Origin of the sequence: Nocardia sp. CC201C (assembly GCF_030010695.1) — a bacterium.
GTDB classification, from domain to species: Bacteria; Actinomycetota; Actinomycetes; order Mycobacteriales; family Mycobacteriaceae; genus Nocardia; species Nocardia otitidiscaviarum.
This window is the reverse complement of the sequence record NZ_JASCXP010000032.1, coordinates 1-20,641: the sequence shown is the minus strand read 5'-3', so window position 1 is coordinate 20,641 and position 20,641 is coordinate 1. Positions and strand designations below refer to the sequence as shown.

Annotated in this window: 24 protein-coding genes; 11 read left to right on the top strand and 13 right to left on the bottom strand. The window is 67.2% G+C overall.

The genetic code is table 11. The features are described 5' to 3' along the window. Positions 1–282: 282 nt before the first annotated feature. The 6 genes from QK444_RS05980 to QK444_RS05955 all read left to right on the top strand — a co-directional run bounded on the left by QK444_RS05980 (position 283) and on the right by QK444_RS05955 (position 5,849). Positions 283–1,464: an acetyl-CoA C-acyltransferase gene (locus tag QK444_RS05980; RefSeq protein WP_282777877.1), complete on the top strand. Its 1,182-nt coding sequence runs from the start codon at positions 283–285 to the stop codon at positions 1,462–1,464. Positions 1,465–1,489: 25 nt separating this feature from the next. Next, complete coding sequence (locus tag QK444_RS05975) at positions 1,490–3,190, top strand: class I adenylate-forming enzyme family protein (protein ID WP_282777875.1); 1,701 nt, start codon at positions 1,490–1,492, stop codon at positions 3,188–3,190. An 8-nt stretch (positions 3,191–3,198) separates the two neighbouring features. Then, positions 3,199–4,416 carry an acetyl-CoA acetyltransferase gene (locus tag QK444_RS05970; RefSeq protein ID WP_282777873.1) on the top strand — a complete coding sequence of 406 codons (1,218 nt, stop codon included), beginning with the start codon at positions 3,199–3,201 and terminating at the stop codon, positions 4,414–4,416. Between the two features lie 36 nt (positions 4,417–4,452). Beyond that, complete coding sequence (gene dtd, locus QK444_RS05965) at positions 4,453–4,896, top strand: D-aminoacyl-tRNA deacylase (RefSeq protein WP_029923655.1); 444 nt, start codon at positions 4,453–4,455, stop codon at positions 4,894–4,896. A gap of 54 nt (positions 4,897–4,950) precedes the next feature. Further along, positions 4,951–5,553 carry an AAA family ATPase gene (locus tag QK444_RS05960; RefSeq protein ID WP_282777871.1) on the top strand — a complete coding sequence of 201 codons (603 nt, stop codon included), beginning with the start codon at positions 4,951–4,953 and terminating at the stop codon, positions 5,551–5,553. Positions 5,554–5,690: 137 nt separating this feature from the next. Then, positions 5,691–5,849: a hypothetical protein gene (locus QK444_RS05955; RefSeq protein WP_282777869.1), complete on the top strand. Its 159-nt coding sequence runs from the start codon at positions 5,691–5,693 to the stop codon at positions 5,847–5,849. 71 nt (positions 5,850–5,920) lie between these two features. Here QK444_RS05955 and QK444_RS05950 read toward each other — a convergent pair whose 3' ends face one another. The 11 genes from QK444_RS05950 to rpsH all read right to left on the bottom strand — a co-directional run bounded on the left by QK444_RS05950 (position 5,921) and on the right by rpsH (position 12,072). Beyond that, on the bottom strand, positions 5,921–6,268 hold the full coding sequence (locus QK444_RS05950) for a type II toxin-antitoxin system PemK/MazF family toxin (protein ID WP_282777867.1): 348 nt from the start codon (positions 6,266–6,268) through the stop codon (positions 5,921–5,923). After that, on the bottom strand, positions 6,265–6,483 hold the full coding sequence (locus QK444_RS05945) for a ribbon-helix-helix protein, CopG family (protein ID WP_282777865.1): 219 nt from the start codon (positions 6,481–6,483) through the stop codon (positions 6,265–6,267). Before QK444_RS05945 ends, QK444_RS05950 begins: the two co-directional genes overlap by 4 nt. A 95-nt stretch (positions 6,484–6,578) precedes the next feature. Further along, a complete protein-coding gene (gene map, locus QK444_RS05940) occupies positions 6,579–7,379 on the bottom strand; it encodes a type I methionyl aminopeptidase (protein ID WP_282777863.1) in 801 nt (266 codons plus the stop codon). Further along, entirely contained in the window at positions 7,380–7,925 is a 546-nt protein-coding gene (locus QK444_RS05935; protein ID WP_282777861.1) for an adenylate kinase, read from the bottom strand. After that, on the bottom strand, positions 7,922–9,241 hold the full coding sequence (gene secY, locus QK444_RS05930; RefSeq protein WP_282777859.1) for a preprotein translocase subunit SecY: 1,320 nt from the start codon (positions 9,239–9,241) through the stop codon (positions 7,922–7,924). Before secY ends, QK444_RS05935 begins: the two co-directional genes overlap by 4 nt. A gap of 157 nt (positions 9,242–9,398) precedes the next feature. Next, complete coding sequence (gene rplO / locus QK444_RS05925; RefSeq protein ID WP_029923649.1) at positions 9,399–9,842, bottom strand: 50S ribosomal protein L15; 444 nt, start codon at positions 9,840–9,842, stop codon at positions 9,399–9,401. A 3-nt stretch (positions 9,843–9,845) separates the two neighbouring features. Next, complete coding sequence (gene rpmD / locus QK444_RS05920; RefSeq protein WP_029923648.1) at positions 9,846–10,025, bottom strand: 50S ribosomal protein L30; 180 nt, start codon at positions 10,023–10,025, stop codon at positions 9,846–9,848. A 1-nt stretch (position 10,026) separates the two neighbouring features. After that, positions 10,027–10,653, bottom strand: coding sequence for a 30S ribosomal protein S5 (gene rpsE / locus QK444_RS05915; protein WP_029923647.1), 627 nt, complete (start codon positions 10,651–10,653; stop codon positions 10,027–10,029). A gap of 55 nt (positions 10,654–10,708) precedes the next feature. Next, the gene (gene rplR, locus QK444_RS05910; protein ID WP_029923646.1) at positions 10,709–11,116 is read right to left on the bottom strand and encodes a 50S ribosomal protein L18; all 408 of its coding nucleotides are present in this window, start codon (positions 11,114–11,116) and stop codon (positions 10,709–10,711) included. A gap of 3 nt (positions 11,117–11,119) precedes the next feature. Beyond that, entirely contained in the window at positions 11,120–11,659 is a 540-nt protein-coding gene (rplF, locus tag QK444_RS05905) for a 50S ribosomal protein L6 (protein WP_282777855.1), read from the bottom strand. Positions 11,660–11,673: 14 nt separating this feature from the next. Beyond that, positions 11,674–12,072, bottom strand: a complete 399-nt coding sequence (gene rpsH, locus QK444_RS05900) for a 30S ribosomal protein S8 (RefSeq protein WP_029923644.1) — start codon at positions 12,070–12,072, stop codon at positions 11,674–11,676. Between the two features lie 539 nt (positions 12,073–12,611). Here rpsH and QK444_RS05895 point away from each other — a divergent pair. The 4 genes from QK444_RS05895 (at position 12,612) to QK444_RS05880 (ending at position 17,220) form a co-directional block, all read left to right on the top strand. Then, entirely contained in the window at positions 12,612–13,124 is a 513-nt protein-coding gene (locus QK444_RS05895) for a hypothetical protein (protein WP_282777852.1), read from the top strand. A gap of 52 nt (positions 13,125–13,176) precedes the next feature. Continuing rightward, positions 13,177–13,689, top strand: coding sequence for a hypothetical protein (locus QK444_RS05890; protein WP_282777850.1), 513 nt, complete (start codon positions 13,177–13,179; stop codon positions 13,687–13,689). A gap of 67 nt (positions 13,690–13,756) precedes the next feature. Continuing rightward, entirely contained in the window at positions 13,757–15,364 is a 1,608-nt protein-coding gene (locus tag QK444_RS05885; RefSeq protein WP_282777848.1) for an alpha-L-fucosidase, read from the top strand. A gap of 305 nt (positions 15,365–15,669) precedes the next feature. Continuing rightward, positions 15,670–17,220 (top strand): HNH endonuclease signature motif containing protein, encoded by a 1,551-nt coding sequence (locus tag QK444_RS05880; RefSeq protein ID WP_282777846.1) that lies wholly within the window; start codon positions 15,670–15,672, stop codon positions 17,218–17,220. Between the two features lie 433 nt (positions 17,221–17,653). On the opposite strand, the gene QK444_RS05875 is transcribed toward QK444_RS05880, so the two are convergent. After that, the gene (locus QK444_RS05875; RefSeq protein WP_282777844.1) at positions 17,654–19,015 is read right to left on the bottom strand and encodes an MFS transporter; all 1,362 of its coding nucleotides are present in this window, start codon (positions 19,013–19,015) and stop codon (positions 17,654–17,656) included. Between the two features lie 113 nt (positions 19,016–19,128). Continuing rightward, positions 19,129–20,079: a hypothetical protein gene (locus QK444_RS05870; RefSeq protein ID WP_282777842.1), complete on the bottom strand. Its 951-nt coding sequence runs from the start codon at positions 20,077–20,079 to the stop codon at positions 19,129–19,131. A gap of 171 nt (positions 20,080–20,250) precedes the next feature. On the opposite strand from QK444_RS05870, the gene QK444_RS05865 reads away from it, so the two are divergent. Continuing rightward, positions 20,251–20,427 carry a hypothetical protein gene (locus QK444_RS05865; protein WP_282777840.1) on the top strand — a complete coding sequence of 59 codons (177 nt, stop codon included), beginning with the start codon at positions 20,251–20,253 and terminating at the stop codon, positions 20,425–20,427. Positions 20,428–20,641: the final 214 nt, after the last annotated feature.

Sequence of the window (20,641 nt, the reverse complement as noted above, 5' to 3'; positions counted from 1 at the left end):
ACTCACCGCCGCACACACGCACCCGAGCCGCGTACCCACCGCCGGACAAGCGCACGCGGGCCTCGAGCCCACCGCCGCGCAGGAGTGCCGGAGCCTCGATCCCAAACCCACCACCGGACAGGCACACCCGAGCGGCGAGCCTACCGCCGGGCAAGAGCACCCGAGGCTCGAGCCCATCGCCGAACCAGCGCACACGGGTCTCCACCCCGGGGCCGGGCGCGGGAGCCGCGGACCAGCCGCTCCACGCTGTGGCCGGGGCGGTCGCGACGCAGGTGGTGGGTCGTGGCTGACGCCTACATCTACGACGCGGTGCGACTGCCGCGCGGGCGGGTGCGCCGAACCGGGGGCACCCTCGCCGAACTGCCGCCGTACGAGATGTTCGGCCAGTTGCTGACGGCGCTCGAGAATCGCTGCTGCCCACCGGAAATGGTCGACGATGTCGTCGTCGGGGTCAACACCGCGACGGGTGAGCAGGCCGGAGATATCGCCCGCGCCGCCCAACTGTGGGCCGGGTGGCCGGATTCCGTGCCGGGCGGGGCCGTGTCGCGGCTGTGCTGTTCCGGGCTGGACGCCATCGAGAGCGCGGCGGCGCGGGTGGCGGCCGGATACGCCGATGTGATCGTGGCGGGCGGGGTCGAGTCGATGTCGCGGGTGCCGATGCTCTCGGACCGGCCCGCCATCGCCACCGACGCGGACCTCGGTGAACGCACCGGGTTCGTGACCATCGGGGTCTCGGCGGATCTGACCGCCGCCGGATACGGGATCCAACGGGAAGAACTGGATGCCTACGCGGTGACGTCCCATCGTCGAGCCGCCGCCACGGTATCCCGCTCCGTGATCCCGGCCCGCAAGGGCGGCACCGTCCTGCTCTACGCCGACGAGGGCGCGCGGCCCGGCGCCAGCACAGCCGAATTCGGGGCGCTGCCGACGCTGTTCGGGGAGGATGCGGGCTGGGATCGGGTCGCGCGCCGGCTGCCGGACGCACCCCGCCCGGCGGCGGGACTGCACACCCTGGCGACCGCACCGCAATTGGCGGATGGCGCATCGGCGGTCGTCATCGGCAATCACGCCGCCATCGACACCCTCGGCCGCCGACCCCTCGCCCAGATCGTCGGCACCGCGCAGACCGCCGTCCGCTCCCCGCTGCTCACCGCACCGGTAACCGCCGCTCGGAAAGCACTGCGCCGCGCCGGTATCGACGCTGCCGACCTCGATGTGGTGGAGGTCAACGAATCATTCGCCGTCACCCCGCTGGTGCTCACCCGCGAACTCGGGCTCGATCCGAGGCGGGTGAATCCGAACGGCGGCGCGGTCGCGGTCGGCCATCCGCTCGGTGCGACCGGAGGGATCCTCATCGCCCAGGCTCTCGACGAACTCGCCCGCATCGACGGCGAATTCGCACTCGTCACCATTCCCGCCGCCCTCGGCTTGGGTGCAGCCATGGTGCTGCGACGTCTCCACTAGTCACCACTCCCCCTCAGGAACAACGATGTCCGAGTCACCCCGCCCCATCCCCACCTGCCACCCCGACGAGACCGTCCGCCACTACCTCGACCGAGGGTGGTGGGAACCGGAGACGCTGCCGCAGGCGCTGCGGCGACGAGTCGACGCGACACCCGATGCGGCGGCCGTCAGCGATCCGGCCAATCTCGCCGACCTCACCGGCGCCGCGCCGCGCACCCTCTCCTGGCGCGAATTCGACGACTACACCCTCGATCTGGCGAGTGTGCTGTTCGCGCACGGGGTTCGGCAGGGTGATACCGTCGCCGTCCTGCTGCCGAACTCGGTGGCGCTCACGGCCGTGTACTTCGCGCTGTGGCGGCTCGGCGCGGTGGCCACCCCCATGCCCGCCTCCTATCGGCGGCACGAACTCTCCGGCATCATGGCCGCCACCGGCGCGACCGCCGTCATCACGGTGGGGCGGCTGGCCGACCGGAAGCTCGCACTCGAGGCGGGCGAGGTGGTGCGGACCGTCTTCGCATTCGGACCCGATGCGGCGAATGGCGCTGTCGTCCTGGACGAGACGGACACCGCGGCGCGAGAGCGGGTGCGTGAGTACGAGTCCGGGCTGGCGGTGACGGTCAACGACCGGGTCACCATCTGTTGGACCAGCGGAACCGAGGCCGCGCCGAAAGGAGTGCCGCGCTGTCATGGGGACTGGCTGGCCATGGCGCGCGGAGTGCAGGACGGGCTCCAACTCACCCCGGACGCGGTGGTGCTCAACCCCTTTCCCATGGTGAACATGGCAGGGTTCGCGGGCTCGTTCCTGCCGTGGCTGCTGGTGGGCGGGCATCTGGTGCAGCACCAACCGCTGGACCTGCCGGTGTTCTTCGGGCAGATCGCCCAGCACCGCGTCACCCACACCAGCATGCCGCCCGCGCTGCTCACCATGCTCGTGCAGAACGACGCGCTGCGGGCGAGCACCGACCTCGGCTCGCTGCGGCGAGTGGGCTCGGGCGGGGCGCCGCTGCCACCGGGTGTGGTGCGCCGCTGGCAGGAGGAATTCGGAATCGAGGTGCTCAACTACTTCGGGTCCAACGAGGGCGTATGCCTGCTCGGCGCGCCCGCCGACATTCCGGATCCGACCATGCGGGCGCAGCATCTGCCGCACTACGGGGCGCCCGGGGTGCGGTGGTCCACGCGGCTGGCCGAGAGCACGGCGGTCAAGCTGGTCGATCTCACCACCGGCAAGACGGTGACCGAACCCGGCGGACGGGGTGAGCTGCGGTTGCGCGGCCCGGCCGTATTCGGTGGATACCTGCCGGGCACCGCCGCCGCGGAACCGTTCGACGCGGACGGATTCCTGTGCAGTGGTGACATTTTCGAGCTCTGCGGCGAGGACGGACGGTATCTGCGATTCGTGGACCGGGCGAAGGAGATCATCATTCGAGGCGGGATGAATATCGCGCCCGCGGAGATCGAAGGGCTGCTCACCGATCATCCCGGGGTGGCGGAGGTGGCGATCGTCGGATATCCGGATCCGGTGCTCGGTGAGAAGTGCTGCGCCTTCGTGGTGCCCGCGGCCGGGGCCACCGTCACGCTCGCCGATCTGGTCGCACACCTGAGGGCACTGGAGGTGGCCTCGTTCAAACTGCCCGAACGGCTCGAGCTCGTCGAGGCGCTGCCGCGCAACCCGGTCGGCAAGATTCTGCGGCGGGAGCTGCGCGACACTCTCGCCGCCCAGGATTAGGAGTTCACATGTCCACCAATGCTGTTCACATCCTCGGTGGTAGCCAGACCGATTTCGCCGTCAACTGGCACCGGGCCGGCCGCGAGTTCGACGCGCTGATCGGTGAGAATATCTCGCGCACACTGGAAGCCGCGCGGATCGACGCGTCCGATATCGGCGTCGTGCACGTAGGCAATGCCTTCGGCCAGCTGTTCACCGGGCAGGGACAGCTCGGCGGCATGCCCGCGACCGTACTGCCCGGACTGTGGGGCGTACCCGCCGGCCGACACGAGGCCGCCTGCGCCTCCGGCAGTATGGCCGTGCTGGCCGCCATGGCCGACTTGGAATCCGGACGCTACGACTGTGCGCTCGTGCTCGGCGCGGAACTGGAGAAGACGGTGCCCGGCGCGCAGGCCGCCCGCCATCTGGGAGCCGCCGCCTGGGCCGGACACGAGGAACCGGACACCGACTTCGTGTGGCCGACTATGTTCGCCGCCATCGCCGACGAATACGACCGCCGGTACGGGCTCGACGCCGCCCACCTGCGCGCGATCAGCGAACTCAATATCGGCAATGCCCGCGCCAATCCGCTGGCTCAGACCCGCGATTGGTCGTTCACGACCGAGAGTTTCACCGCCGACGACACCGCCAACCCACCGGTGGCCGGGATGCTGCGCCGCCAGGATTGCAGCCAGATGACCGATGGGGCGGCGGGCGTGGTGCTGGTCTCGGATCGGTTCCTGGACCGGCGTGGCGGTGTGCCGTACGCGACGATCACCGGTTGGGGGCATCGCACCGTCGGCCTCCCACTGAACGCCAAACTCCGCGCCGCCGTCGACGACCCCTACGTGTTCCCGCACCTGCGGCAGACCGTGCGCGACGCCCTCGACCGCGCCCACCTCACCGATATCACCGAGGTGGACGGCATCGAGGTACACGACTGCTTCTCCATGTCCGAATACCTCGCCATCGACCACCTCGGCATCACCCCGCCCGGCGAGAGCTGGAAGGCCATCGAATCCGGTGCGATCGCCCGCGACGGAACCACCCCGATCAACCCCGGCGGCGGCCTCATCGGCATCGGCCACCCCGTCGGCGCGACCGGCGTCCGCATGCTCCTCGACGCCTACCGGCAGGTCACCGACCAAGCGGGCGAGTACCAACTCCCCGGAGCCCGCCGCTACGCCACCGTCAATATCGGCGGCAGCGCGACCACGGTCGCCAGCTTCGTCGTCGAGGCCGCGTGAACGATCGACGCGCATGGGATGGAAAGATCGGGTTCCGTGCGAGTACTGGTGCAGCGGGTGAGTTCGGCGGCGGTCTCCGTCGACGGTGAGGTGGTGGGTCGGATCGATCCGGCCGGGCACGGTGCGCCGCACGGCCTGGTCGCGCTCGTCGGCGTCACCCACAGCGATACCGGGGCCACCGCGAAAGCTCTGGCCGACAAGCTGTTTCGGCTGCGTATTCTCGATGGTGAACGCTCCGCCGCTGATCTCGACGCGCCCATTCTCGTCATCAGTCAGTTCACCCTCTACGCCGACACCGCCAAGGGTCGTCGGCCCTCCTGGTCGGCCGCTGCTCCGGGATCGGTGGCCGAACCCTTGGTCGACGCCTTCGCCACCACCCTGCGTGAACTCGGTGCGACGGTCGCGACCGGGCGGTTCGGCGCGCATATGCAGGTGGAGCTGGTCAACGACGGCCCGGTCACGCTGCTGCTGGAAGGCTGACCCCGGATTCGGCGTGACCGCGCGGCAACCCGTTCCCTCGGTACTGTGGCGGTCATGCTCGTGTGGATCAACGGCCCCTTCGGGGGCGGCAAGACCCAGACCGCATACGAACTCCATCGCCGCCTGCCCGGCAGTGTGGTGTGCGATCCGGAAATGGTCGGGTTCGGGCTGCACCGGACCATGCCACGCGCGCTGCGCGGCGACTTCCAGGACCTGCCCGCCTGGCGACAGGGGGTGTTCGAGGTGTTGGATCTGGTGCTGAACGAGCACGACGGACCCGTCATTGCCCCGATGACCGTAGTGAACCCGGCCTACTTCGCCGAGACGGTCGGCCGACTGCGCGAAACCGGCCATGACGTCAAGCACTTCGCGCTGTTGGCCAGTCGCGAAACCGTCCTCGAGCGCCTGCGGGAGCGTTCCCTGATCCGACTCGGTCTGCGCGGCGACACCTTCGCCGCCGCCAATGTGGACCGCTGCCTGGACGCGCTCCGAGACACCGAGTTCGCCGACCACATTCACACCGACGACATCGGGGTCACGCAGGTGGCCGATCGAATAGCCGAATCCTGCGGACTCCGGCTCACGCCGAATTCCGACGGCCGACTCCGTGCCAGGCTGCGGCGGGCCGGAGTGGGCATCCGGCATATCCGGTTCTAGGCCCCGGAGATTCAGGCACACAGGTCCCGGTGGCGGGCACCACCTCGGAGATCCAGCGGCGCAGCTGCGTCTCGTCCTCGGATTCGGGCCAGTAGACGAAGGTGTCGAATCCGGACTCACGGGCCAGGTCCGCCAGGATGCGGGACCAGCCGGCGGCATCGGTGCGGATGGGCTCCTCGCCGCGCAGCGTCACCGGGCCGGGGGCGTCGGTAATGGTGCCGACCAACTGTGCCATGCGGGTGATCGCCGCCGGATCGCGTCCGGCGTCGGCGGCCGCCGCGGAGATGGTCCGCTGAGCGGCTGGCCATTTCCCTGCCGGCCGGTAATGCGGGATGGGCGCGGCGGAGGGGTACGGTGGCGCAACAGCTCAGAGGTTCAAATGCAGCCTGAGTGCCCGATCCAGCCTTGTCACCGTACCTGCGGGAAGGCGACCCAGAACTCGGCCGACCCGCTCCACGGATACCGACCGCACTTGTTCGGCTTGAGCCTTCGAGGGCACCCGCAAACCTGGAACGTCTTCGAGTAGAACTTGAAAGGGGAATGTCTTCTCGACGTTGCTGGTGACCGGTACGACCGTCACGACGCCACGGCCCAGCTCCACCGCCCGCCGGTTGGCGCCATCATTGCTGACGACAACGGCTGGACGCCGCTTGGCGACCTCGTTGCCCCGAACCGGATCGAAGTCCACCAGTACGATATCCCCGCGCCGCATCACGCCAGCCCGTCATCAGCAGCAGCCGACCACACAGACTCCTCGTCAGAACTTTCCCACTCGTCCCACGCCTGCTCGTAGGCATCCTCCAGCGCACGGGCGCGCAGGAGCGCGATCGCCTTCTGCACAGCGGCGGATCGGCCAGGCAGCCCGGCTCGACACACTTCCGCATCGAGCGTCGCCAGATCCTCTTCGGTCAGGCTCACACTCAGCTTCATACTTTGATGCTACCACCGGTAGGAACGCCTGGTGCCTGGGATCCACCGCAGAGACGGGCCACCTCGACACGAGGCGGCACGAATAGCCGTGGGGATTACTCCGGGCGCAGAGTCAGGATGCGGGGGCCGTCCTCGGTGACGGCGACCGTGTGCTCCCAGTGGGCGGCGCGGGAGCCGTCGGTGGTGACCACGGTCCAGTCGTCTTCCAGGGTCTTGGTTTCCGTGGTGCCGAGGGTGAGCATGGGCTCGATGGCCAGGACCGAACCGACCACCAACTGCGGACCCTTACCGGGCTTGCCCTCGTTGGGGAGGAACGGGTCCATATGCATTTCGCGGCCGATGGCGTGGCCGCCGTAGCCGTCGACGATGCCATAGGCGCGGCCGTGTTCGGCCTCGGCGGCGCGGGTACCGAGTTCGATGGCGTGCGAAACGTCGGTGAGGCGGTTGCCCGCCACCATGGCGGCGATCCCGGCCTCCATGGACATCTTGGTGGCCTCGCTCAGCAGCCGGTCGGCCTCGATGAGGCTGCCGACACCGAAGGTCCACGCCGAATCGCCGTGCCAGCCGTCGAGGATCGCACCGCAGTCGATGGACACCAGATCACCCTCGGCCAGCACATCCTCGGTCGACGGGATGCCGTGCACCACCCGGTCGTTCACCGATGAACAGATGGAGCCGGGGAAGCCGTGGTAACCCTTGAACGACGGGATCGCCCCGGCCTCGCGGATCACCTGCTCGGCCACCTCGTCCAGCTCCAGGGTGGAGACCCCGGGCTTGGCGGCGTTACGCACCGCCACCAGGGCGCGGCCGACGACAGCGCCGGCCGCCGCCATGGCGTCCAGTTCACCGGCGGTGCGGAACGGCACCACCTTCTTGTGCTTGCGCCCGAAGACCATTCAGCGACCCAGCGCTTTGAGCGCCCGTGCGTTCACGTCGTCGATCTCGCCGACGCCCTCCACCGTCACCACCAGCCCGTCGTAATGCTCGAGCAGCGGCTCGGTCTCCTCGCGGTAGACGCGCATCCGGTTGCGGATGGTCTCCTCGTTGTCGTCGTCGCGGCCGCGGGCGAGCATGCGCTCCACCACCACGTCCTCGGCGACCACGAAGCAGAGCACCGCGTCCAGCTTCTTGTCGGCCTGGGTCAGCATCTTCTCCAGCGCCTCCGCCTGATCGACGGTGCGCGGGTAGCCGTCCAGCACGAAGCCGTTCACCGCGTCCGGCTCGGCGATGCGGGCCTCGACCATGCGATTGGTGACATCGCTGGGAACCAGGTTCCCGGCGTCCATGTACTTCTGCGCTTCGCGGCCCAGCGCGGTCTGCTGGCTGATGTTGGCGCGGAAGAGATCCCCGGTGGAGATGTGCGGCACACCCAGCTTTTCCGACAGCAGAACGGCCTGCGTACCCTTGCCAGCCCCCGGCGGTCCGAGCAGAACAACTCTCACTTGAGGAACCCTTCGTAATTTCGATTCATCAGCTGGCTCTCGATCTGCTTGACCGTATCGAGGCCGACGGACACGATGATCAGCACCGCAGTACCGCCGAACGGCAAGTTCTGCACACCGGTGTTATTGCCCATATTGAGGAAGACATTCGGCAGCACCGCCACCGCGCCGAGGTAGATGGAGCCCGGCAGGGTGATGCGGCTGAGCACGAAGTTCAGATAATCCGCGGTCGGCTTGCCCGGGCGGTAACCCGGAATGAAGCCGCCGAATTTCTTCATCTCGTCCGCGCGCTCCTCCGGATTGAAGGTGATCGCGACGTAGAAGTAGGTGAAGAACACGATCAGCGCGAAGTAGATCGTCACGTACACCGGATTGCTCGGATTGACCAGATACTTCTGGATCTGCTCCTGCCACCAGGCGGGATCACCGGAGGTGTCCTGCGTCAGCTGCGCCACCAGGTTCGGCAGGTACAGCAGCGAGGACGCGAAAATCACCGGGATCACACCGGCCTGGTTGACCTTCAACGGCAGATAGGTCGACGAACCGCCGTACATCTTGCGGCCCACCACGCGCTTGGCGTACTGCACCGGAATCCGGCGCTGACCCTGCTCGACGAAGATGACGGCGACGATGACCGCGAAGGCGGCCAGCACGACCAGGGCGAACTTCATGTGGGACCCGCTGTCCCAGATCATCTTGCCCTCGGCCGGGATGCGCGCCGCGATACCGGCGAAGATGAGCAGCGACATACCGTTGCCGACGCCCTTTTCGGTGATCTGCTCACCGAACCACATGACCAGCGCCGCACCGGCGGTCATGACCAGCACGATGATGATCATGCCGAAGATGGAGGTATCGGCCAGGATGTCGTCGGGGCACCCGCGCAGCAGCTGTCCGCGCGCTGCGAGCGCCACCAGACCCGTCGCCTGCAGGACCGCCAGCGCGATCGACAGGTACCGGGTGTACTGGGTCATCTTCGTCTGACCCGCTTGGCCTTCTTTGCGCAGTTCCTCGAACCGCGGAATGACGACGGTCAGCAGCTGGATGATGATGCTCGCGGTGATGTACGGCATGATGCCGATCGCGAACACGGACAGCTGCAGCAGCGCGCCGCCGGAGAAGAGGTTGATGAGCTGGTAGATACCGGCGGAATCACCACCGGAGACCAGATCCACACACTTCTGGATGTTCTGGTAGTCGACGCCCGGTGAAGGCAGCGCGGCACCGACGCGGTAGAGCGCGACGAGGCCCAGCGTGAAGAGAATCTTCCGCCGTAAGTCCGGGGTCCGGAAAGCCGACACGAAGGCGGAAAGCACAGATCCTCCTGGCTAACGACATGGGTCAGGCCATGGCTTCAGCGATTGCGGGAAACGCCGATCCCCATGACGGTGTTGGCAGACAACACTTGAACTTTAACAGTGGCACCGGACGAGCTCTCCACTCGTCCGGTGCCGCTGTGTTTTCAGCCTACCGTCAGGCCAGCTCGGTGGCAGTGCCACCGGCCGCGGTGATCTTCTCCTTGGCGGAGCCGGAGAACTTGTCGGCGGAAACCTGAACGGCCACACCGATTTCGCCCTCGCCGAGCACCTTCACGAGCTCGTTCTTGCGAACGAGGCCCGCGGCGACCAGCTCGGCCTTGCCGATCTCGCCGCCCTGGGGGAACTTCGCGGCGATATCACCGACGTTCACGACCTGGTACTCGGTGCGGAACGGGTTGGTGAAGCCCTTCAGCTTGGGCAGACGCATGTGGATCGGCATCTGCCCGCCCTCGAAGCGGACGGGAACATTCTTGCGAGCCTTCGTACCCTTGGTACCGCGGCCCGCGGTCTTACCCTTGGACGCCTCACCGCGACCCACACGGGTCTTCTCGGTCTTGGCTCCCGGGGCAGGACGCAGGTGGTGCAACTTGATGGTCATGCCTTAAACCTCCTCAACCTGAACGAGGTGGCGCACGGCATTGATCAGGCCACGGTTCTGCGGGTTGTCCTCGCGAACCACGGACTTGCGGATACCGCGCAGCCCGAGGGTGCGAAGCGACTCGCGCTGATTCGCCTTGGCGCCGATGCTCGACTTGATCTGGGTCACCTTGAGCTCAGCCATGTCAGACTCCCTGTCCGGCACGCGCACGCAGCATGCCCGCGGGAGCGACATCCTCGATCGGCAGACCGCGGCGGGCGGCCACCTCTTCCGGACGCTGGAGCATCTTCAGCGCGGCAACGGTCGCGTGCACAACGTTGATGGCGTTGTCGCTACCCAGCGACTTGGCCAGAATGTCGTGGATGCCGGCGCATTCCAGCACGGCACGCGCCGCACCACCGGCGATCACACCGGTACCGGGCGAAGCCGGACGCAGCATGACCACACCGGCGGCCGCCTCACCCTGAACCGGGTGGGTGATGGTGGAGCCGATCATGGGAACGCGGAAGAAGCCCTTGCGAGCCTCCTCGACACCCTTCTGGATGGCCGCGGGAACTTCCTTGGCCTTGCCGTAGCCGACGCCGACCAGACCGTTGCCGTCACCCACGATCACGAGGGCGGTGAAGCTGAAGCGACGACCACCCTTCACGACCTTGGAGACACGGTTGATGGCGACGACGCGCTCGAGCTGGTTGGTCTTCTCGGCCGCCTGCTCGTTCCGGCGGTCGCCGCGGCGACCCCGGTTGTCGCGGTCATTGCTGTTCTGTCCGGCGGGTCCGTTGCCGCCGTCACGCCGCTGACGTCCCGGCATCAGACAGTCCTTCCGTTCACGCAGGCGGGGCCTGCACTGTGCACAGTGTTGATCATCAGAACTTCAGCCCACCTTCGCGAGCGGCATCGGCGAGGGCCGCGATGCGGCCGTGGTAGTCGTGACCACCACGGTCGAACACGACCGCCTCGACACCGGCGGCCTTGGCGCGGGCGGCGAGCAGCTCGCCGACCTTGGCGCTCTTGGCGGACTTGTCGCCCTCGAACGCGCGCACATCGGCCTCGATGGTGGACGCGGCGGCAATGGTCTTGCCGGCCGAGTCGTCCACCAGCTGGGCGTGCAGGTGCCGCGAGGAGCGGTTCACCACGAGACGCGGACGCTCGGTGGTTCCGGCGATCTTCTTGCGCAGACGGAAGTGACGGCGGGTCTTCGACAGACGCCGCGCGGTCGAAACATCCGTGCCGGCCGGCTTGCGCCGGGCCTTCTGGTTGTCAGTTTGTGCCATGGCTTACTTACCCGTCTTTCCGACCTTGCGGCGCACGACCTCACCGGCGTAGCGGATGCCCTTGCCCTTGTACGGATCGGGCTTGCGCAGACCGTGGATCACCGCGGCGATCTGGCCGACCTTCTGCTTGTCGATGCCGGACACGGAGAACTTGGTGGGCGACTCGACCGCGAAGGTGATGCCCTCCGGGGCCTCGACCGGAACCGGGTGCGAGTAGCCCAGGGCGAACTCCAGGTTCGAGCCCTTGGCCTGCACGCGGTAACCGACGCCGAAGATCTCCATCTTCTTCTCGTAGCCCTGGGTCACACCGACGATCATGTTGTTGATCAGGGTGCGGGTCAGACCGTGCAGCGAGCGGTTCTCCCGCTCGTCGTTCGGGCGGGCCACCTCGAGCTCACCGCTCTCGGCCTTGGTCACCACGATCGGCTCGGCGACCACGTGCGAGAGAGTTCCCTTGGAACCCTTCACCGTGACCTGCTGGCCGTCGATGGTCACCTCGACACCGGCGGGAACTGTGATCGGCTTCTTACCGATACGCGACATTGTTCCTACCTCCCTTACCAGACGTAGGCGAGGACTTCGCCGCCCACGCCCTGCTGCTTGGCCTGACGGTCAGTGAGCAGACCGGACGACGTGGAGATGATCGCCACGCCGAGGCCGCCGAGCACCTTGGGCAGGTTGGTGGACTTCGCGTACACACGGAGACCGGGCTTCGAGACACGACGCACACCCTGCAGGGAGCGCTCACGGCTCGGGCCGTACTTCAGGTCGACGATCAGGGTCTTACCGACCTCCGCATCCTCGGAGCGGTAGTCGGCGATGTAGCCCTCGCGCTTGAGGATCTCGGCGATGTTCGCCTTGAGCTTCGAGTGCGGGGCCTTCACCTGATCGTGGTACGCCGAGTTGGCGTTGCGCAGACGGGTGAGGAAGTCTGCGATCGGATCAGTCATGGTCATAGGTTGACCGCTACCTTTCTCGCCGCGGTTCCCATTCAGCACCGTCACACGGGCGGTCGTGGGCCTACGACAATTCGGCTCGGTCCGGCCGACAGCATGTCGACCGGATGATTCACAGCGGCCCGGAACACGCCGCACGCGGACGCATGCGGACACAGATGTGCCCGAGCAACCGGTCTAGTGTAGGCAACGCCGCTGGTCTCGCCAAATCCGGGGGTCGATCCGACACGTGGCTGACCGGCGACGATCGCCCGACCGCTCGGATTGCCGACCGACAACGCGGTCGCGTAAGTTCACCCGTCACCAGGGGCACCGCGGATCGGGCTGCGGGCGAGGATGTTTCGAAGGCGGGTGGGGATGACCGGCGACGCGAACCGGAGAAGATGCGGGCGCTGGCCACGCATGTCCGCGACCGCGCCACACGATCTCCGGAAATACACCGGTAGCGGGAACGCGGGCCGGTGGTCCGAACGGAATCCCGAGCAGGACACGGGTCTGAAGCCTGGTACTTACGTACCGCTCCCGGGACGGTGATGAGGATGCACAACACGAGAATGGGAGTTTTCGCGGCTATCGCGATTGTTTGGCTGAGCGGCTGCTCCGAAACGGCACAGCAAGACCTTGCGGTGCCCAGATGCGAATCGATATTCGACCTGCTCGAGGTTCCCGAATCACTTGGCTCCAGCGACCGCTTCAACGCGGCGTTGGAGGACTTCAGCAATCGAGAGGGTAACTACCGTCTGGGCGACATCACCGTGGCGGCGGGATGGACCGAGGACTGGGACCGCGTCGTCGAGGTACGGACGAATATCACCGACGGCAAGCTGAACAGCAAGGCTGAAACAGAAAGCTGCTGGAGAAATCTGCCGGAATCCGACGGCGAAGGATACCGGCCGCAGGAGTACTATCTCTTCATAAAGAACAAGGAACCCGTTCAGGTAGTTCCGTGGCCGGATGTGGTCGGCGAGCTCAAGTTCGGTGATCACGGCGCGTTGACGCGAGATTCCCTCCTCTCCTCCGATGGCAACGGCTGGATAGTCGCCCACCCGTAGTAGCAAACAGGCGGATTACCAAGGGAGGCGTTCCGGCAACGGCGACGAAGCTATGGTGAAGGCTCGAAAAACCGCACTGGCTGCTGTAGCGGCGATCTTTATCGGTGGCTGCTCCAGCACTCCGCAGGAAGATCTCGCGGTGCCCGTTTGCACATCGACATTCGACCTGCACGACAGGGCCGAGCCACTTGGAGCCGGTGAGCGGCTGAATGCGGAGCTGACGAATTTCAGCCGCAGTGCCGAGCCGTTCCTGATGGTAGATGTGACTCGTGCGGCTGGGTGGTCCGACGAGTGGGACAGAATGGTACAGGTATCTACCGGCACAACTGCGGGGAAATTGAACAGGAACGCCGGGACGGAGTACTGCTGGGAAAACCTTCCCACCTCCGCAGGATTCGATGAATCCTATCCGCCGGAGTTCTATCTGTTCACGAGGGGCGGGCAGCCTGTTCAAACGGTCCGGTGGCCGGAAGCGGTCAGCATCATTCAGTTCGGCGACCACGATGCGTTGACCAAGGAGTCCGTTCTGGTAGTCGACGCCGAGGGGTGGATCGTTCCTCAGTAATAGGGACTACATCGGCGTCCCCCCGTGGTACGACGACAGCAGTCGGCCGCGCGCCTACGTTCGAGGCATGAACAGGGAGGGTTCGCGGGCCAGGTCGTTGCCGCGTCGCATCGGTCGCTACGCGATGCTCGGGACCGCCGGGCTCACCGTGTGCGCGGTCGTGGTGGCGGCGGTGCTCGGGGTGGGGTCGTGGTGGTGGGGGCGGCGGGATGATGCCAAGGCTCGGATGAGCACGTCGGGGCCGTATGAGGCTTCGTTGGGGTCGGTGCGGTCGCATCCGTTGCCGGGGTGGTTTCGGGATGCGAAGTTCGGGGTCATGGTGCATTGGGGGCCGTATTCGGTGCCGGGGTTCGCGCCGGTGGGGCGGACGTTCGCGGAGACGCTGCGGGAGGATTACGGGCATGCGCTGACGCGGAGTCCGTATGCGGAGGACTATGCGAATCAGATCAAGGATCCGGGGACGCCTGCGGCCGCGTTTCATCGGGAGCGGTACGGCGATGCCGACTATGCGGATCTGGCGCTGGAGTTCGAGCGTGGGCTGGACGCGTGGGATCCCGACGCCTGGGCGCGGACGTTTCGGGAGAGCGGTGCGTCCTATGTGGTGTTGACAGCCAAATATGCCGACGGGTATTCGCTGTGGCCGACCGCGGTGCGGAATCCGCATGCGCCGGAATTCCATTCGACGCGCGATCTGGTGGGGGAACTCGCGCGGGCGGTGCGGGCGCAGGGGATGCGGTTCGGGCTCTACTACTCGGGCGGCGTGGACTGGACATTCCATCCGGCGGTGGTCGAGACCCTCGGCGACTATGCGTTCGGACCCTACGCGGAGGGCTATCCGGAGTACGCCGAGGCGCAGGTGCGGGAACTCATCGAACGGTACGAACCCGATCTGCTGTGGAACGACATCGGCTGGCCGACCGGGCAGCAGCGGCTCAACGCGCTGTTCGCCGACTACTACAACACCGTGCCGGACGGGGTGGTCAACGACCGGTGGGAGACGGCGTCGTTCCTACGCGAGGTCATCTCACTCGGCCCCGTGCGGTGGATCTTCGACCAGGTCATGCGGCGGGTGCTGGCCGAGCCGGGCGCGGCCGAGCGGGTCACCACACCGCCCGACGTGCCGCACAGCGACTTCCGCACCCCGGAGTACACCGGGTTCGACACCGTGCAGGAGAAGTTCTGGCAGCAGGACCGCGGTATCGGCGGATCGTTCGGATACAACCGGCAGGAGACCGACGCGGACTACGCGCCGCCGGAGGAACTGCTGACCAGCCTGGTGCAGGCCGCCGCGAACAACGGGGCGCTGCTGCTGAACGTCGGTCCTACGGGCACCGGGGAGATCGTGCCCGAGCAGCGACACCGACTGGATGCCATCGGGGCCTGGCTGCGGGTGAACGGCGAGGCGATGGACGGTACCCGGCCGTGGGAGGTCTCCTCGGCGCGGACCGCCGACGGGACGCCGGTCATGTTCACGCGCAGGGGATCTCGGGTGTACGCGATTCTGCTTGGGCGACCGGCGGGACCGGTGACGCTGCGCGACATCCAGCTCGATGGAACCGCACGAATGCTCGGCTCCGGAGCACCGGCCCAAGTGCGCCGGGTCGGCACGGACACGGTGCTGGACGCGGCGTTCACCGGGTCGTTCGCACCGGTCGTCGCGGTCACGACCGAGTGAATCGGCGGGCGTGTGATCGGCCCCTCCGTCGATTCGCAGAAAACGGAGATTCTTCGCGGGAATTGTGAGGAGGGTGGCTGGCAGTTACCGATGAACCGCCTACGTAGATCCGAGATCGAACTACTCGGCACTCGACTGACCGCCGACTGTCGCCGACCGCCACGCGGAGAAGACGACCAGCGGGAAAGGCAACCAGATCGACCAACGACGACCCACTGGAAACCATCGCGGCACCACATTGAAAATGTCGATATCACATGACTATCACCATTCTGCCGCAACGGAATTCGCGATAGAATCAATGGATGAATCCGGAGGGGGACGCGCCAGGCGGTGGTATCGCGGCCGGGTTGTCGGCCGCGATGGACACCCTGCTCGCGACCGACCTCACCGGGTTCTCGGATTCCGATCTCGTGGGCGTGATGCGGGAATTGGAATCGGTGCGGTGCCGGATGGCGGCGTTGTCGCATCGGATGATCGCCGAGGTCGAGGGCAGGCATCTGTGGGAACGCGCCGGAGCCAAGGGGATGCGGGGCTATCTGATCGATGTGCTGCGCCTGTCGGCCGCTGAGGCGGGAGCGCGAGTGCGGGCGTCGGTTCCGTTGCGGCCCCGCGTGTTCTGCGGAGAGTCGACCCCGGCACTGTTGCCGACCACCGCGAGCCTGCAAGCCGAAGGGGTGGTGTCGCCCGAGCACGCGCGGGTGATCATGCGGGTGATGGAGCGGGTGCCGAACGCGGTCCCGGCCGAGCGCAAGGCCGAGGCCGAACAGCAACTCGCCCACGCGGCCACGCAGATGCCGCCGGAGTATGTGACCAAGGTCGGGCAGGTGCTGTTGACCTGTCTGGACCCCGACGGGGTCCTCACCAACGACGACGACCGTGCCCGACGCCGCGAACTGCTGGTGGGCAAGCAGCGTGTCGATGGCATGAGCGAGATCAAAGGCGTGCTCGACCCACAGTTGCGAGCCCTGTTGGATGTGGTGCTAGCCAAGTGGGCACGCCCGGGCATGTGCAATCCCGAAGACCCCGCCAGTCCCCGCATGGGACCCGGGGCTCTCGACAAAGACGCGGTCGATGCCGCCGCGCGGCGGGATCGGCGTAGTGCCGGGCAACGCAATCATGACGCGCTCAAGGCGTTTCTCGCTGCGGGAGGTGGCCCGCAGAACCTCGGTAGTCATCGGGGTGTGCCCGTCTCGGTGGTCCTGACCTTGAGCCTGACCGATCTGCAAGCCGGGTCCGGGTACGCGCACACCGCGTCGGGTTCGGTGATGTCGATCCCCGACGCCCTGCGCATGGCCGAGGGCAGCTATCCATTGTTGATGCTGTTCGACGGTCAGGGGTTACCGCTGCACCTGGGGCGCGGCAGATACCGGTTGGCGTCGCCGTGGCAGCGGCTGGCGTGTATCGCCGCCGACCGAGGCTGCACCCGCCCCGGCTGTGAAGCCCCGGCCACGATGTGCGCGGTACACCACATGATCCCGTGGCTGCGCGGTGGCCGCACCGACATCGACAACCTCACCCTGGTCTGCGACCGCTGCCACGCCCAGATCCCCGAGGACGCCGAGGACCCGACCGGCTGGGCCACCCTAGGACGCGGCAGCGGCAGCCGCCTCGCCAACAGCAGCAGTGGCATCGGCGGCGGTGGCAGCAGCAACCGCAGTGTCGGTGGCAGCGGGGTCGATAGCAGCGGTGTCGGTAGCGGGCGATATCCCGGCCGTGTCGTGTGGGCACCCCCGACCCGTATCCACCCCGCCCGGGCTCCCCGCGTGAACCTGCACCACCACCCGCAGCAGTGGCTCACAAACCACCACGGCCCACGCCCGGGACAAGCCCGGGGCGATCACCTACGCCAATAGGCCGCGCCGCAACACGACCCACTCGTCGACAACACCACCCCCGGCCGGGCTCGTGAGCCGGGGGTAGAAGCAGGCCACACAGCCGCATGTCGGCGAGAATCGGCCCAGGCGCATCACACTCGCCGATGCCCTCCTGAATGAAAGACGCCGAGATCACCTCATTCATGATTCTTGTTACATCGACAACGCAGTGACCAGCGTCTCGTCTCGAGTGACCAACCGCAGTCGTGGCGGATGTCGGCGTCGAGGGACAGTTGCCAGATGGTTCACGTTGGAGCGCAACGATGCAGAGCGGCGACTCGCGTTGCAATACTGACGGCTTCGGAGAACGCCGCAGCCCCTCCCGAATCGATCTCGGGAGGGGCTACGGCGTTCCCTGGGCTCGAGCGCCCCCTCATGGGTCTCGAACACCGCACGGGCCGGGGCGATGCGCTCAGGCGTCGATGCTGCGGTCCTTGGTCTCCACGATCAGCCGGGTGCACAGCACACTAACCACGGACAGCGCCGCCAGCAGCACGCCCACCCAGAACGAGCCGGGACCGGCGAGCAGTTTGGTGGCGATCAGCGGTGGCAGCGCGCCGCCCAGAATGCCCGCCAGGTTGTAGCCCATACCCGCGCCGGTGTAGCGGTAGCGGGCCTGGAACATCTCCGGCAGCAGCGCACCCGCCGGACCATAGGCGATCCCGAAGACGGCCAGGGTGCCGAACAACCCGATGGCGAAGGCGGCCGGGCCGCCGATGTCGAGAATCGGGAAGAGCGCCAGGGTCCAGGGCACCGCGACGGCGCAGGAGACCATGATGACGCGGCGGCGGCCCACCCGATCCGACCACAGTGCCGAAGCGGCGGTGGCCAGGCCGAAGACGATCGCGGCGAGCATCCCCATGGTGAGGATGTAGTCACGGGACAGCTTCAGGGTGCCGACGCCGTAGCTGGTGAGGAAGGCCGTGCCCGTGTAGAAGAGGGAGAACAGGCTGGTCAGCGCACCTGCCGCGATCAGGATCTCCTTGGGCTGGTACCGCACGGCGTCCAGGAAGGGCAGGCTGCGCGCGGCCGGTGCGGGCTCGCGCACCCGATCCCGGAACACCGGTGTCTCCGCGACCGCCAGCCGCACCCACAGTCCCACGCCGACCAGCGCGAACGACAGGATGAACGGAATCCGCCAGCCATAATCCAGGAAGGCGTCACTGGTGGTGCCGAGGGTGCGGCTCGCGATCAGGAAGGTGCCGCTGGACAGGAAGAACGCGAAGGCGGGACCCAACTGCGGGAACATGGCGTACAGGCCGCGCTTGCCCGGCGGCGCGTACTCCGCGGTGAGCAGGGTCGCGCCGGCCCATTCACCGCCGACCGCGAAACCCTGCAGAAAGCGCATGGCCACCAGCAGCACCGGGGCCCAGATGCCGATGCCGCCGGGGAACAGCCCGAAGGCCCCGGAGTCGTACCCGGGCAGCAGCCCGATGGCGACGGTGGCGAAGCCCATGATGAGCAGCGTCCACACCAGGGTGCGCTTGCGGCCGATGCGATCGCCGAAGTGGCCGAACAGGATCGCGCCCACCGGCCGGGCGAAGAAGGCGACCGCGAAGGTCGCGAACGACGCCAGGGTAGCCGTCGACGGATCGGCCGCCGGGAAGAACACCGTCGGGAACACCAGCGCAGCGGCGGTGCCGTAGATGAAGAAGTCGTAGAACTCGATCGTGGTGCCGATCGAACTGGCCGCCGCCACCCGTCGCAGGCTGGTGCGCCGAACCGGGGTGGTCACCGCACCCGTCGGCTCGCTCGGTGGCGGATTGTCTTTCATGGTCGTCACCGTGGGTCTCACTCTCTCGCGAACCCCGGCGCCTCATCACGCCGGGTGCGATCACGGTAGTTACCTGCATCACACCCGCAGCACCCCCGAAATGGGGTAGGGCGCTACTCGATCAGCCGAACGCTGGCGAAGATCTCGCGCGCCAACTCCGGGGTCACCTCGCCGTCGACTTCGCGGTCGGCGGCGATGGTAAGCACCAGCATGGGGTGCTGCGGACCGGGAAAGGCGAAGGTGTACACCGAGAATCGGGTGCTGGCGCACTCGGCGCTCTTCGGCGTCCAGGTTCCGGAGGTCTCCGCCATCTGCCCGGTGATACCGCTCAGGATGGTGACCGGAGCGGCCTCGGAGGTCCGGCGGCCCCATTCCGGACCCTCGAAACCGAGTTCCGCCACCCGCCGGGCCACCTCGGCGGCGGCCACAGCCGGATCTTCCTGATTCGACCGGTGGACGAAAGTGACGGTGCGCGTGGAGGACTCGCAGTAGTCCTTGCCGTCGACGGTGGTTCCGGTGCCGGACATGCGACCGCTGTCGCCCTCGAATCCGCGGATGAGGCCCGGCTTGTCCACCGTCCACTCGGCAGGCACGTCGTAGGCCACTCCCCGGGATGCCACCTCCACCCCCTGGTATCCGGGCAGTACCGCGACGGTGGTGGCGGGCGTTCGAGGCGGCATTGTGATGGTGCCCGGCGGCGGCGAGGTCGTCCGCGGCACGGAGAGTGCCAGGCGGGTTGAGGGGGTGTCGCGGGTGTCGTCGCTCGACGACGGGGCGAACAGTCCGGCAACCACCACGGCGGCCAGCACCAGCACGACGCCGATCACGCCGAGTAGCGGCCCGGCGGTGTTGCGTCGAGGCGGGGGCGGCGGCACCGCACCGACCTCGGTGTACCGCGCCTGGAACGGATTGCGATGGTCCTCCAGCGCCGGAAACTCGAACGGCTGATGCGGCATGTTCTCGAGCGGCGGATACTCGAACGGCCCCGGTTGCGGCGTCGGCCGCGCTCCAGGCACTCCCGGCCGTCCAGATTCCGGCGTCCGCCACGCATTGTTGTGCACCACGGACCTGATTCTGTTCGATCACGCCCGGTCACGCACGCGAGACTCCTGTCCACGACGTGCTCGAGCCGTCAGCTGAACCCGCCGAGGCCTCACGACGGCCCTACCCGGACAGTGTCCGGTGATGTCGATCATGGCCGATGCTGGGGACCGGGCCCCTTCATCACCGGAGCGTTGCAGGTTCAGCTGAAGATCAACATGCTCGAGCGTCGCTCCAACGAGAAGGCAGGACGCGAATCCTCGACCGACGCGATTCGCGACGCCGCGCAGGCCCTCACCGATGCGGGCAACTCGGTCGAGCAAAGCGCTGCGATCCTAATCGCCCCGCGTCGGCGCTCCACACGGCTCTGACCGAATATGCCTCCGCCGCACACTCATTCGCCGATCAGATGAACAAGTTGATGCTGGGAGCCAGCGAAGACAACGCGTTCATGACAACCCAGCCGGTAATTCGTCGCCAAACAGAAGGCGACCGACCTCTGCACCTGAGCCGCCGGGGATCACGGCGGGCGAATTCGCCTCCGACTTCGCCTAGGACACCGAACCGGGAGGCGAAATCCACTGC

What these genes read in the sequence shown, in the direction of transcription:
- QK444_RS05975 (WP_282777875.1), top strand. Translation starts at nt 1,490, where the DNA reads ATGTCCGAGTCACCCCGCCCCATCCCCACCTGCCACCCCGACGAGACC.
- QK444_RS05970 (WP_282777873.1), top strand. Translation starts at nt 3,199, where the DNA reads ATGTCCACCAATGCTGTTCACATCCTCGGTGGTAGCCAGACCGATTTC.
- QK444_RS05960 (WP_282777871.1), top strand. Translation starts at nt 4,951, where the DNA reads ATGCTCGTGTGGATCAACGGCCCCTTCGGGGGCGGCAAGACCCAGACC.
- QK444_RS05955 (WP_282777869.1), top strand. Translation starts at nt 5,691, where the DNA reads ATGCGGGACCAGCCGGCGGCATCGGTGCGGATGGGCTCCTCGCCGCGC.
- QK444_RS05945 (WP_282777865.1), bottom strand. Translation starts at nt 6,483, where the DNA reads ATGAAGCTGAGTGTGAGCCTGACCGAAGAGGATCTGGCGACGCTCGAT.
- map (WP_282777863.1), bottom strand. Translation starts at nt 7,379, where the DNA reads ATGGTCTTCGGGCGCAAGCACAAGAAGGTGGTGCCGTTCCGCACCGCC.
- rplO (WP_029923649.1), bottom strand. Translation starts at nt 9,842, where the DNA reads ATGACCATCAAGTTGCACCACCTGCGTCCTGCCCCGGGAGCCAAGACC.
- rpmD (WP_029923648.1), bottom strand. Translation starts at nt 10,025, where the DNA reads ATGGCTGAGCTCAAGGTGACCCAGATCAAGTCGAGCATCGGCGCCAAG.
- rpsE (WP_029923647.1), bottom strand. Translation starts at nt 10,653, where the DNA reads ATGCCGGGACGTCAGCGGCGTGACGGCGGCAACGGACCCGCCGGACAG.
- rplR (WP_029923646.1), bottom strand. Translation starts at nt 11,116, where the DNA reads ATGGCACAAACTGACAACCAGAAGGCCCGGCGCAAGCCGGCCGGCACG.
- rplF (WP_282777855.1), bottom strand. Translation starts at nt 11,659, where the DNA reads ATGTCGCGTATCGGTAAGAAGCCGATCACAGTTCCCGCCGGTGTCGAG.
- rpsH (WP_029923644.1), bottom strand. Translation starts at nt 12,072, where the DNA reads ATGACCATGACTGATCCGATCGCAGACTTCCTCACCCGTCTGCGCAAC.
- QK444_RS05895 (WP_282777852.1), top strand. Translation starts at nt 12,612, where the DNA reads ATGCACAACACGAGAATGGGAGTTTTCGCGGCTATCGCGATTGTTTGG.
- QK444_RS05890 (WP_282777850.1), top strand. Translation starts at nt 13,177, where the DNA reads ATGGTGAAGGCTCGAAAAACCGCACTGGCTGCTGTAGCGGCGATCTTT.
- QK444_RS05885 (WP_282777848.1), top strand. Translation starts at nt 13,757, where the DNA reads ATGAACAGGGAGGGTTCGCGGGCCAGGTCGTTGCCGCGTCGCATCGGT.
- QK444_RS05880 (WP_282777846.1), top strand. Translation starts at nt 15,670, where the DNA reads ATGAATCCGGAGGGGGACGCGCCAGGCGGTGGTATCGCGGCCGGGTTG.
- QK444_RS05875 (WP_282777844.1), bottom strand. Translation starts at nt 19,015, where the DNA reads ATGAAAGACAATCCGCCACCGAGCGAGCCGACGGGTGCGGTGACCACC.